Origin of the sequence: Natronorubrum thiooxidans, assembly GCF_900156475.1 — an archaeon.
In the GTDB taxonomy this organism is placed as follows: domain Archaea; phylum Halobacteriota; class Halobacteria; order Halobacteriales; family Natrialbaceae; genus Natronorubrum; species Natronorubrum thiooxidans.
The window spans coordinates 1-12,161 of the sequence record NZ_FTNR01000033.1 but is presented as its reverse complement, the minus strand read 5'-3'; the positions used below and the strand labels follow the sequence as shown (position 1 = coordinate 12,161).

At 56.6% G+C, this 12,161-nt stretch carries 8 protein-coding genes and 2 pseudogenes; 4 read left to right on the top strand and 6 right to left on the bottom strand.

The features are described from left to right. Nucleotides 1-157: 157 nt before the first annotated feature. The gene (locus BW940_RS20110; RefSeq protein WP_076610944.1) at nucleotides 158-1,477 is read right to left on the bottom strand and encodes an RNA-guided endonuclease InsQ/TnpB family protein; all 1,320 of its coding nucleotides are present in this window, start codon (nucleotides 1,475-1,477) and stop codon (nucleotides 158-160) included. 318 nt (nucleotides 1,478-1,795) lie between these two features. Between BW940_RS20110 and BW940_RS20105 the strand changes: the two genes are divergently transcribed. Continuing rightward, the gene (locus BW940_RS20105) at nucleotides 1,796-2,692 is read left to right on the top strand and encodes an alpha/beta hydrolase (RefSeq protein ID WP_076610943.1); all 897 of its coding nucleotides are present in this window, start codon (nucleotides 1,796-1,798) and stop codon (nucleotides 2,690-2,692) included. A 773-nt stretch (nucleotides 2,693-3,465) separates the two neighbouring features. Here BW940_RS20105 and BW940_RS20100 read toward each other — a convergent pair. Continuing rightward, nucleotides 3,466-4,206 (bottom strand): DUF2270 domain-containing protein, encoded by a 741-nt coding sequence (locus BW940_RS20100; protein WP_076610942.1) that lies wholly within the window; start codon nucleotides 4,204-4,206, stop codon nucleotides 3,466-3,468. A gap of 224 nt (nucleotides 4,207-4,430) precedes the next feature. Beyond that, nucleotides 4,431-5,675 (bottom strand): RNA-guided endonuclease InsQ/TnpB family protein, encoded by a 1,245-nt coding sequence (locus BW940_RS20095; protein WP_076610941.1) that lies wholly within the window; start codon nucleotides 5,673-5,675, stop codon nucleotides 4,431-4,433. A gap of 462 nt (nucleotides 5,676-6,137) precedes the next feature. On the opposite strand from BW940_RS20095, the gene BW940_RS20085 reads away from it, so the two are divergent. Continuing rightward, nucleotides 6,138-7,406, top strand: a complete 1,269-nt coding sequence (locus BW940_RS20085) for a saccharopine dehydrogenase family protein (protein ID WP_076610939.1) — start codon at nucleotides 6,138-6,140, stop codon at nucleotides 7,404-7,406. A 68-nt stretch (nucleotides 7,407-7,474) separates the two neighbouring features. On the opposite strand, the pseudogene BW940_RS20080 reads toward BW940_RS20085, so the two are convergent. After that, nucleotides 7,475-7,942, bottom strand: a pseudogene (locus tag BW940_RS20080) (glycerol dehydrogenase); the annotation flags it as partial. Between the two features lie 705 nt (nucleotides 7,943-8,647). Then, nucleotides 8,648-8,929: a HalOD1 output domain-containing protein gene (locus tag BW940_RS22600; RefSeq protein ID WP_076610938.1), complete on the bottom strand. Its 282-nt coding sequence runs from the start codon at nucleotides 8,927-8,929 to the stop codon at nucleotides 8,648-8,650. A 271-nt stretch (nucleotides 8,930-9,200) separates the two neighbouring features. Between BW940_RS22600 and BW940_RS22595 the strand changes: the two are divergent. Then, a pseudogene (locus BW940_RS22595) lies at nucleotides 9,201-9,269 on the top strand (nucleoside-diphosphate kinase); the annotation flags it as partial. A gap of 325 nt (nucleotides 9,270-9,594) precedes the next feature. Further along, nucleotides 9,595-10,647, top strand: coding sequence for an NAD(P)/FAD-dependent oxidoreductase (locus BW940_RS20065; protein ID WP_076610937.1), 1,053 nt, complete (start codon nucleotides 9,595-9,597; stop codon nucleotides 10,645-10,647). Nucleotides 10,648-10,700: 53 nt separating this feature from the next. Here BW940_RS20065 and BW940_RS20060 read toward each other — a convergent pair whose 3' ends face one another. Further along, the gene (locus tag BW940_RS20060; RefSeq protein WP_076610936.1) at nucleotides 10,701-11,606 is read right to left on the bottom strand and encodes a hypothetical protein; all 906 of its coding nucleotides are present in this window, start codon (nucleotides 11,604-11,606) and stop codon (nucleotides 10,701-10,703) included. Between the last annotated feature and the right edge of the window lie 555 nt (nucleotides 11,607-12,161).

The window sequence follows — 12,161 nt, the reverse complement described above, 5'->3', positions numbered from 1 at the left end:
ACAGCAGCGAACCTACGGCACGGCAGACCTGCCGTGCCTCGGTAGTAATGACCATATTCTAAATAGGATGTCACCGGAGAAAACTGTCTTTCAGGTACTTTGGCAACTACTGTGAAGACGCGGGAATCCCACGGCACCGCGCCGCCGGGTTGGGATATTATGGTTTGCAGTCTACCACCTCTCTCCGAGGTTGGAATCCGCGGGAGAGGTCGTGAAGGTAGACTCCGGGCTGTGCCAACCAGCCGGTACTCCTATCCCCAGACACCTGCCCGGAAGACTCGGAGTTACTTCGGTTCAACTCGAGACGGATGTTCTCCGCCCCGTTCACGTCTGCGTTGAACGCTGCATCACACTCTTCACACACGTACAAGCCACGTTCAACACGCTGATTGTCGTCTTCCCTCCCACAGACACAACACGTCTTACTCGTGTTGCGCTCTGAAACTTCTACGACTTCGATACCCTCAACCTTCGCCTTGTAGGTGAGGATGCTGGTGAAGCGGTCGAATGCCCACCCGTGCAGGTCGAGGTTGCCGTGGCGGCCCCAGTTCTTCGACTCGCCGTTCTCGTCCTCTCGAACACCAGCTAGTCTGCCGACGTTGATGCGACCAACCCTCTTCTCAACACACCGCTCAACGATGTGCTTCGCTAAGGAGTGAAAGAAGTGGGTACGGCGTTCTGACCACTTGTGGTGAAGTCGGGTTGCTGTTTCGCCACCTGAATCGTCGCACTTCGAGATTTCTTTCGGGAAGTAGTAGCCGTCCTGTTTCAGACGATTTCCCGGGTACAGGTCGGCTTCTTCCGTGCTGTACGCAACGGCGGCGAAGTTACAGATGCCGAGGTCGACACCTGCCGTCTTAGTACCGGGTGCGGTGGGCGTCTCAATCTCGTCTTTGCAGACAAGGTGTAGTTCCCATCGCTCGTTCGCTCTGTCGTAGACGGCCCTGACTTGTTGCAGGTTCTCAACCTCTACGCCGGGACGGGTTTCGTATTCGACCAGGATGTACTCCCACGCTTTGGGGTGTTCCTTGTGATTCGCGCCTTTCGAGAGTCGGACGCGGTTGTTTTTGGTGTCGTGGCGGATGCCGTTTTGCTTCCACGTCACCGTGCTACGCGGGTGTTCTTCGTGGACGCGGCGACCGTTATTGTCGTAGTAGTTGCGTTTGCGGTAGCCGGGCGGATTCGCTCGACTGTCTGACTTCCTCTTCCCGTACCACGAGTTGAAGGCTTCAGCGAGTTCCTCCAGAACACGCTGACTGGACTGACTGTGCAGTCCCTTGTACTTTGGATAAACTTTCAATTCGTCTTTGAGGTCGCCGTGGTCAGGAATCTCGCCCGTTTCTTCCCAGACTTCTCGGGAGTGGTAGTTCGCAACGTTCCAGAGTTTACTGGCCGACCATCCGTGTCGGTCGAGCGGTTCCTCTACTTGGGAGTGGTTGAGGATGTTCGCTCGGTGAGTGCGGTGGACTTCCAGCATCATAAAACGTCTGTATAACCGCTTATCCTCGCTTGTCTTGTAAAATCTCGGATTGAAGGTGGTGGAATATCCTGCCGTGCTGTTCTCGGTGGTTGGCGTCGTTATGTGACGGCGCGTATCCACGGCGTGAACGCCGTGATATTGCGCCTGCTCCTCGTATAATTCGCGGAATTCTCACGAGCAGTCGGTACATGGATCACGTACGATGCACCACGTTCGGCAGCACATGATATCCATCACCAGTATAATAGTGTTAGCGAACAAACACTGAGAGTTCACACAACTACTAAGAGGTGTGTTACCGTTTATCTATGGACAATGCGTGAGAACATCGAATTTGAGGCAGATGGTGCCACGCTACGCGGATGGCATTACACCCCTGATAACGCAGACGAGCCGGTCCCGACGATCGTGATAGCACACGGCTTCTCGGCAGTCAAGGAAATGTATCTCGATAAGTTCGCCGAAGCGTTTGCCGAGGCCGGCCTCGGCTCGATCGTCTTCGACAATCGGAACTTTGGCGAGAGCGACGGCGAACCCCGCTACGAGATCGATCCATACCAGCAGGTGCGAGACTATCGACACGCCATCACGTATGCGGAAACGCTTGAGGACGTCGATACCGACCGAATTGGCGTCTGGGGGACGAGTTACAGCGGTGGACACGTGCTTACTGTTGGGGCATGGGATAACCGCGTTGACTGCGTGGTTTCACAAGTTCCGCTGACGGATGGGCTGTACAACCTCCGACGACTCGTCCGCGCGGATTTCATCGGTGACTTGCGGGAGCAGTTGAATGAGGACCGCCGTGCTCGATTCCAGGGCGAGGACCCAACATACCTCCCAGTCGTCTCTGAGGATCTGCTCGGCGACGCCGCCCTTCCTACCCAGGATTCCTACGAGTGGTTTACCGAGACAAAAGAGCAGCGCGCACCGAACTGGGAAAACGAGGTCACGCTCAAAACGATCGAAATGATGAGTGAGTATGCCCCTAAAGACCATGTTGAAGAAATCAGTCCCACGCCGCTCCGGATGATCATCGCCAACGGAGACCATCTGGCAGTTAAGGACGCAGCGTTCGAGACATACGAGCAAGCCCGCGAACCGAAAAGTATCGTCACCCTAGATGGGGGGCATTTCGACGCATACACGGAGGCGTTTGACGAGGCGAGCACAGCCGCGACCGACTGGTTCGTCGAACATCTCACTCCGTAGGCAGCGCTCCTCGCTTGGGTTCGCCGACGTGGTCCTTTACCCTAGTAGATTTTGGGGTTGATCTGCGTAGTGTGGAGGTACCGACTCGGTAGTAGACGGCCACATAGCCGCCTTCTTTTACAGATGAACATGGCGAGTGCCTGGAGCTCGACTCCGAAGCAGTCCCTCTCCCCTGGGTTTGTATTGACGCTGTGCGTTCCAGCCGAATCCGTGTAGGTTGTTAACGCAGAACGACATCACTGCAGGCTGGCTTCGAGTATAGTAGTGAGCTAGAAATCACGCTCAGAGAAGAATTCGAGATAGCTGAGTAACGCCTTCAAAGTCAGTGAGGCGAGATGGTTCTCGAGGTTGTCGGAGGCGATTCTGAGTGTATTGGAATCGGAACGAGGTAGGGAAGGACGTCGGCGAATACGTGCACTGTCGCGTACCCACATGCGCGACATGGACAGATCCAGCTACCTAGTCGTCTCTGTCCCTGCCCCGCTTGGCGGCCATTCTCCTGGCCCACCCAAGCGGGTTTGAGATCCTCTCGAGGACGCTTTGTTTTGGTGGCGTCTACGAAATCTCGAGTGCTTTGACGGCTTCGCACGGTTCGACACCGTACTCGAGGAGGCGATCGGCGGCCATCCACAACGTCGTTGAGCGGCGGCTCGAGGGCAGCCGGGGAGATGTCTTCCGCGTCGGCGAACCGCTCGTTCTGGGCAGCCAGCACCACAACTCCGTAGTCTAGTTGCCGGCGGTCGAACTCGAATCGGTTTCGTGTGGTCGATCGATCATCGGTTCCGCGACTCGTCTTTCGCATCCGAATCCTTCCAGTCGCCTTCCTTTCCTTTGCGGAATTCGCCCTTCGCCTGGCGTTCTCGCGGCCACAGCGCGATCGCGAGCAGCGCGACGTAGAACGCGACGACGGCCGCGATCACAACCTGTCCCTGGATTCGAGCGATCGCGGCGGTTTCGATCCAGTCTTCACGCGCCGCGAACGCGGTCACTCTGAAGACCCACGCGACAAGGAGGACGCCGAGCAGCGCGAGATACACGCGCTGCAGGCGGTTCGCAAGGGCCTCCTGCATCGATACTTTCACCGTGGGATCACGGTAGTCCTGACTCAATTCTACTCGCCAGTCGGTGTGTTCGACGTCTCGTGACGGGTCTAGGGCAGTTGCGAGCAGATTCTCTTGAAGCATCCGAACGCGCGCCCGAAAGACATCGTAGTCCCGGTACCGCCGCGCCTCGATACCGAGGAAGACTGTGACGACCACGATTCCGATCAACAGGATATAGTGAGGGTTGTCGGGACTTGAGAACGCCCACGTCAGGATCGCCGCCATCACGGTCACCGCCCACGTCGTCGTCTGGTCGAGGCGCTGTCGCCACGTATCCACCCGGCCGAGTTCGCCCCGGTACGCGTGGGCCATCACCGAGCCGAGGCCTGTGCTCTCGTCGACCATTTCACGGCCGATCTCCCTCTGTTCGGGCGTCGTCGGGTCGTGCGTATCGTCGTTCGAATCTGCCATGCGCAACGGACACTGCCCCGTCTGATAAGCGAATGCGGCGCCGGTGTGAAACTAATGGAAATACAAATGTTGTTCGAGCTACTTTCGATCAGCAGCGATCTCATCAAACGACATGAACTCGACTCCTGGCTTCGATTGCATATGTCGAATAAGCTGTTCCAGGTGACATCCTCCGCGCCGTAAACGGCGCGGCTTCCCGTACCGCAGGTGGGATATTTGCTGGTCTACGACACAACCTGCTCTCTCGTGTGAAACGTCCCGCTCTCGCGGTCGAACAGGTGTACCGATGGCTGTGCCACACAGCCGTTACTCCTATCCTCACCGTGAGGACTCGGAGTTATCTTCTGGCGCATATTCTCCGCCCCGTTACAATCCGCGTTGGCTACCAACTCACACGACGAGCAGACGTACAGACCACGTTCGACACGGTTCGACTTCGTGTCGTCGCCACACCGTGAACACATCTTCGAGGTATCCCACTCGTTCTCTTTCAGCACCTCGACACCACGAATCTCGCCCTTGTATTCGAGATACTGGTAGATGCGGTCGAACGCCCACGTGTGGATTTTCTTGTTGCCGGTCTTGCCCCAGTCGGACTCTCGCACGTCTTCGGGCCAGCTCACCGCGAGCGTTCCAACACCGCGTTCGACACACTCCGTGATGATGGCGTCCGTAAGCGTGTGGTAGAAGTGTGTCTCTCGATCAGCGAGTTTCCGGCGTGCCCACATCGACTTCTCTGAGGGGCCGTTCTCACCCTCCGTGTCATACTCTGCTCGGGTGAAGTAGTGTTTGTCCTGTTTGAGCGAGTTGCCGGGATACAGGACGTATTCGCCGGGGAATGCGACAGTGGCAATGTTCTTGATGCCGAGGTCGATTCCTGCCACTTCGTCGCCTGCGGAATCGTTGGTTTCGAGTTCGACTTTGCAGACGAGGTGTAGTTCCCACTCGTCACCATTCCAGACGGCGCGCACGTTCTGCACGCTGTTGACTTCTGTGAGGTCAACGTCTGGCCGGGTCTGGTACTCACAAAGGATGAAGTCCGACCAGTTCTCTTTCAGGTTCGAGCCTTTCGAGAGTCGGACGCGGTTGTTCTCGGGGTCGTGTTTGAAGCCGTCTGCTTTGAACGTGACCGTACTTTTGGGTCGGGTGTCGCCGTGTTTGCGGTAGCCGGGCGGATTCGCCTCGTCGTCTTTGTGTCGCAGGTCAAACCACGACTGGAAAGCGTCAGAAAGTTCTTCGATGACTTTCTGACTGGATTGTGCGTTTAGGTCTTTCCAGCACGCTTGGTTCTTCATATACGCTTTGAGCGTCCCTTCATCGGGAATCTCGCCGATTTCATCCCAGATGCGGTCGGCTGTCCAGCGTGCGACGTTCCAGATCTTCGAGGCGGAGTCTCCGAGCAAATCCAGGTCATCGCAGACCTGTCGCCGGTTCTGAATGGAACCAACATAGGTGAATGGAACCAACATAGGTGCGAGTGACCTGAATCGCCATACATAGCCTATATAGACAATCCAACTTAGTGGTGTGGATTCACGTTGAATATCCACCTTGCCATCGACTGTGGATTGTGGAGTCGAGTGACGCGATTCGCGCCCGGTCGTCAGATTACATCTGACGGGCAACCAGAAATCTGCGGTTTCTGGTGACGGCGTAAACGCCGGGATTCTCTCGCTGTTCAAAGATAGTTCAGTAAGCGCACGAGGAACGGTCGTTGCCCCGCGTTTTCTATGTCAGCATCCGTCGACTCTCCAGTCGTCGGCGTGTGGGACTGCACCCAGTGTGGCGCAGACGTCCGATTCGGTGGTGTGCGATGGTTGTCGCCGGCGATTTGGGATGAACTCGAATTCGTGTTCGCACTCGATCGGGGTGACGACACTGGCCCTCACCCAAGAGTTGAGGCCATGGATCACTAATTGCAATCGATACCTGTGTCGAACACTGACCGGCAGCACGATCTCGTCGTCTGGGGGGCAACCGGCGTCGCTGGCCGCCTCGTCGCCGAGTATCTCACTGCACAGTACACACCAGACCAGCTCTCCCTCGCACTCGGCGGTCGCAGCGAGAGTCGACTCCACAAATTGGAAACAGCACTCAGAGAACGGCGTTCTGCGTGGGATGACATCCCGATCGTCATCGGCGACGCAACTGAGCCTGAAAGTCTTCACGCCATTGCCGAAGACACGCGTGTCGTTTGTACGACGGTCGGCCCGTATACGAAGTATGGCACACCACTCGTCGAGGCATGCATCGCCGCTGAAACGGACTACTGTGATCTGACGGGCGAGGTGAACTGGGTGCGAGAGATGATCGACCGATACCACGACGACGCGGTCGAGGCAGGCGCTCGAATCGTCCACAGCTGTGGATTCGACTCGATCCCCAGCGATCTCGGTACGAAACTCGTTCAATCGTTCGCCATCGACGAGTTCGGGACTCCGTGCGATATGGCACAAATCTATCTGGAAGATAGTCGCGGTAGCGTGAGCGGTGGCACGATGGCCAGTGCAATCGAAGTGTTTCGCGCTGCGTCGACCGATCCGCTGGCCCGGCAGACGCTTCGGAACCCGTACTCGTTGGCACCAAAAGGTGAGCGCGACGGCGTTGATCCGGGTGCACAGTCCGTACCGAAAAAGGACCCACTACGATCGGTGTGGACAGCTCCGTCACCGATGGCGATGGTGAACGAACGGGTCGTTCGACGCAGCAACGCGCTGCTCGGGTATCCGTGGGGGCGTGAGTTCGAGTGCACAGAAGTGCTGCCCATGGGTGACGGCCTCGGAGGCCTGGCACGTGCAAACGCTGTCTGGGCGGGGATCACGGTCGCTACTGCTGGGATGGCGTTCGGACCAACACGAGAAGGATTACGTCGATTCGTGTTCCCGGATCCGGGCGAGGGGCCGACGAGAGAGCAGATCGAAAACGGGTATTTCACCGTCCGTGTACTCGGCCGTGGGACCGCCACTGACGGCCCGTTCGTCGTGGAGAGTCAGATTAGCGCCGATTGGGATCCGGGGTACGGCGCGACCGCGAGGATGCTCAGCGAAGCTGCAATGTGCCTGGTGCGCGACCAGACTGACTCACCGCTTGCAGGTGGGATTCTCACGCCGGCGTCGGGTATCGGTGACCCACTTGCAGACAGGCTTCGGCAGGCAGGACTGGATGTGGAGGTTGACGTGTGGAGTAGTCCGCCTGCGTAACGGGAGTTGCTCACCAGAAGCTAGGCCAACACCGACCGTCAAGCGGTCTCGCTCCGAGACGGGGACCGCTACTTATGACGTTCGCCGAGCCCGTTCACGGTTAGCAGCGCGTCCCAGACCATCGCGGGCTCGACTGGGAATGGCTCGTTGTGGATCGTCTCCTCTTCGACGCAGGCCGCCTCGGCGACCGTATCGAGCTGGTCTTCCATAGGGTCGTCGAGACCGATGTCCGCGAGCGTGACCGGAAGCTCGATGTCGAGCGAGAACTCGATGATGTCTTCGACGAACTCGTCGTCCCTGCCCTCAAGGACGAGTTGGGGGAGGGTGCCGATGTTGACCTTCTCCCTGTGGGTCGCCTCGAGTTGCGTGAGTCCGTTGTGGATCGAGTGGGCCGCCGCAAGCCCGCCGCTCTCGAATCCGAGGCCGCTCAGGAGCGTGTTCGCCTCGGTCACGGCTTCGACGCTTTCCGTCACGGCACCGTTCTCGACGGCATGGACGGCCGAGACGCCGTGGCGGCGGAGCATCTCATAACCGATCTCACCGTCCCAACGAAGAGCAGACAAACCGGTGTATCCACGGTTTGGAGAAAGTCTCTCGCGTAGTGAGGTGTTTTGGCATGATCCGAGACTCCCTGACGTGAGGAATCCCACGACTGCAGTCGTGTGGAGGATGTCAATGAGTCTCTGCAAAAGACAGGGCACGTATTCGGTACACAGTATACCCAAATTAGATGAGTTAACTAGTGCAGAGAGTGTGCTCGCCGACTTAATTACACGGAGTCCAGATAAAAATAATCTATATCTCCGCGGAGTTCATCGGCATATGGGAGACAGAAATCACCTTCATGTGTGTCGACATTGCGGTAATGTCATGGCAACATCGTCTGCAAAAGAAGGCCCACGAAAGTGCTTCAATTGTGGCGAGGAACTCTTCCCACTGTATCTTAGCCTTCCTGAAGTTCCTGATGAAAGATAGGATCCGTCAATTGTAGAAGTTATCAGATTTACAACTGTTACCTTCTCTGCCTAAAGGGCGAAGAAGGTGACTTCAGCCGAACCCGTGTGGGTCGCGAACGCAGAGCGACGTCGCTGTAGGCCGACTTCGAGTGTATTGATAGCGAGCGGGGAATCACGCTCAGAGAAAAATCAGAAATAGTTGAATAACGCCCTCAAAGTCAGCGAGGCGGGAATCGAGTCTCGCAAAAAGATAGCTCAAAATTCAGTCCTAAAACGCAGAGAGAATCACGCTACGGTTTTATCAGGTTCCAAGGACGCTACGTGTTTCTCGACATCCACATCACCTGCCCTATCGACTATCACTGTATAGCCTTTGTATCGGAATTCAACTTTGGACGGACCCCTGTCAGAGTCACTCGATTGATAAAGCGAGTCAAGTGCGTCCGTATCAATTGCAGAGTGAATTGGTGGTTTGAGTTCTTCCGGTTGAACTCCTTCACGTTTGGCGATTTTCTCTACAATCTTCAGACTGAGTGATTGAGTAGTTTGCACAATCACCGTTGTCATGAACCAACATATAAAACCAGATGTTCTTCTAATGACGTGCGTCAGACAACCGGTTATGAACAGTTTTCATGAAGAAGTCTATTATTATAGGAAACCTGTGATTAACGCGAAATAGAATTGCTTATTCAGAAGATAGTGTCAATCGGTATTTTCGCCTGTTCGGTCCCGCGGAGATCACCACCTCCATGCCACCGGAGCAATGGTAAACCGCTCGAGCTGAAGGACTACGACAGCGACTGAGAGACGCTGGCACTTCGGCACCGTCCCGAGCGACGGTCTCGTCGAGTTCATTACCTCCGGTCCGGTCATGGCGATGGTCTGGGAGGGCCTCTCTGCGACGAGTGTGGGTTGGATGATAATGCTGACAAGAACGGTGCGACGAACATTGGAAAGAAAGGACCGGGAAAGGACATTCAGAGTCCGCTATCCAGTCTCGGGGGCGTGTATGAACCGTCCCTCGAACTGGGCGACGATGACGAGACCTCTACACAGGTTCGTGTACGTCTCAGAGACGGCCCAGAAACCTCACCCTCAATGAGCGAGTCCGCAGGACGAGCGAAGTAGGGTGGGGTAGTTCATGCAAAACTGGCATAGTATACTCAATCTAATACTCAGAGACCGATGCGTCGGACGTCGAACGTTCCGGCGCGACTGATCGACCATGCATGAAACGGACAGTCGTCCTCGGCGGCGGAGAGGCGGGCTTGATCGCTGCGGCGTACCTGGAGCGCGCGAGCGAGACGAATGTAGTCGTCGTTTCCGAGCGGGAGCGCCACGTATTCTCGTTCCAGCTCTACCGGGTGATCAAGGGGATGCCGTTCGATGGGGCGACGCTTGACCTACGGGACGCGTTCGCCGACAGGGATGTCACCGTCGTCCGGGATCACGTCCGGTGGCTGGACGCAGCTGAGAAGCGGGTTGATCTGCGGAGCGGGTCGATAGAGTATGACACCCTCCTGATCGCGCTCGGCGGTGTGACCAGACTCGACGCCGTCGACCGCAGTCGCGTGTCGGATGTTCGGACAGACGCCAGGGAGATTCAGCATGCAGTACACTCCGGGAGTGTTCGCGATGTCGTCATCGTCGGTGGTGGCCCGGTCGGCGTCGAGACGGCGGCGACGCTTGCGTCGCTCACGATCGACCTCGACGTCTCGCTGATCACGTCAGGCGAGCACCCGCTCGCCGATTTTCCGGAGCGTGCGGGGCGCATCGCCGAGGGAGAATTAGGGCGACGAGGCGTCGACGTCCGGACGGGGACGCGCGCGACAGAAGCGACGGACGACGGCGTCGTGCTGGACGGGGAGCGCGTCGAGCGAAGCGATCTGACGGTCTGGGCGGGCGGAGTGGAGCCGAATCCGGTGATCGAGAATTTCGACCTCCCGCGGAACGAGTGCGGCCTGCTCGTCGACAAGTACCTCCGCTGTCGGGACGCCGACGGCGCCTACGCGGTCGGAGACGTGGTCGACTACCCCGGAAAGGTCACAGACGGCTATTCGGCGGGGCTGGAAGCCAGACGAGCCGCGAAGAACGTGCTGCGGGACCTCCGGGAACGGCCGCCGAAAGAGTACGACGAGCGGTGGCATCCGAGAATCGTCTACCTCGGTTGGACCACCGCCCTGTTCGCGGCGGACGGGATCGTCCACTGTGGGACGTGGCCGGCGATTCTGCGAGCCATCGCCGCCAGGGGCTACCCGCTCTTCTGGAACTACGTATACTGACCGTGTCTGACTTGCTCCACCGCGTTCAACTGGATGTTCCGTGTTGAGGCAGGTCAAACAATAGTCCTGAATATGCCCCCGAACTCCGTGCCAAATCGCGGATTATAGTCCAACGCGGCCTCAACGAACCAAGATCTGAACTCGGTGTAACCATCTGCCTCGTACACTATACTAGCAGGTATCGTCGAGAAATCACCATGACGTGCAAAGTATATACCGAAAGTTTCGATTTGAGGAAGTGGCTGAATATCGGGCTCATCACTTATTCCCAGCTGATCGTATGTCCCACTTTCGAGGAATACGTTGTGTATGTCCGCTAAGACAAGGTAGCCAACGAGTTGCCGCCAATAGTCGGCCTTGAACGTTGCTCTCCCTGTCACCTTTACATCGACGAGCATGCCATCAAGAATCACATCAGCATCGGCTCCACCAACAAGAGAGGAGCCGAGTCCGAAGGCCGGATTTAGGTGGGCATTCTGACCATTGAGAAACTCTGTTGTCTCGAGAATTTCGAGAAGGCGAATGCAGTCAACGATATCTCCATCATCGTATTCTCCAAGATCAGTTGGAGGTACTCCGCCCCTATAGATCCCGTCGATACGAGCGAGGTCGATAGCGGATTCGACCAATGGTCGTGTCACAGTCCCTGTGTCGACGTACTCGTCACGATGACCTTTTGCGTTGTCTATGGTCTCTTCGATGTCTGTTTTCAGCTCTGGACAGATTTCATCGGCTAGTTCTAGCGATGTCTCAGCAACCCATGGACGGGCTTGGAACCTATTGACCTCACGGCGCATCCACCACCGAAGAAGGTAATCAAACGCCGTGCCGACGAGCATGTAGTTCCTCGTCTGCCAGCTGGCCTTCACTGGCTCACTCGCTCGAGTCCCTTTATTTGGGAACTCTGCGTTTAGGCGATCCCGGACGTCCTCCTGTTTGACGAAGTCTGTGAGGCTCATATTATATTATTAATGTGTGGCCATCCTTCTAAATCATGGCTCATTCGAGAGCAGCAGTCAGTTCTCACACCAATCCGAACCAGACCCCTCTAACGCACTATGAGCGGGAACCTCCCTCTGGTTGTGTCGCAGCACCCAGTTATGCGCATGGAATACTCTATGATCACAGCGAGAAAATATCAAGGTTCGATACCGAATTCTGGTCCATATACCGAAAAATGCTCTCTCAATTCGGTCAATCCGTGTTTGAGATCCTCGGCATCGTTGACTGGCACATAGACCGTTTTGACGTCTGAAGAATGAATATCGTCACCGAATCGCAGGTTCCATTCTCCCTCGGCTCTCGTCTGCTGCTTTACAGCTTCGTAATCGTCAAGTGGTGTTGCTCTTGGCCGAGATGGTGTTCTGATTTTATACAGCGCAACACACAGCGACCTATCAAGTGGATACTCTTTTCCCCCATTGGTCTTTAGTTAGGCCTCAGCAGCCGGTTTGATGGCGGTAGCGAGCTGTTCTTGGAGAACCGGGCGTTGTTTGTGGATCTTCTGTGCGTCG

Bases quoted from the DNA above. Each gene is read 5' to 3' on its own strand.
- BW940_RS20100 (WP_076610942.1), bottom strand. From the start codon at position 4,206: ATGGCAGATTCGAACGACGATACGCACGACCCGACGACGCCCGAACAG.
- BW940_RS20105 (WP_076610943.1), top strand. From the start codon at position 1,796: ATGCGTGAGAACATCGAATTTGAGGCAGATGGTGCCACGCTACGCGGA.
- BW940_RS20065 (WP_076610937.1), top strand. From the start codon at position 9,595: ATGAAACGGACAGTCGTCCTCGGCGGCGGAGAGGCGGGCTTGATCGCT.
- BW940_RS20060 (WP_076610936.1), bottom strand. From the start codon at position 11,606: ATGAGCCTCACAGACTTCGTCAAACAGGAGGACGTCCGGGATCGCCTA.
- BW940_RS20110 (WP_076610944.1), bottom strand. From the start codon at position 1,477: ATGCTGGAAGTCCACCGCACTCACCGAGCGAACATCCTCAACCACTCC.
- BW940_RS20095 (WP_076610941.1), bottom strand. From the start codon at position 5,675: ATGTTGGTTCCATTCACCTATGTTGGTTCCATTCAGAACCGGCGACAG.
- BW940_RS22600 (WP_076610938.1), bottom strand. From the start codon at position 8,929: ATGACAACGGTGATTGTGCAAACTACTCAATCACTCAGTCTGAAGATT.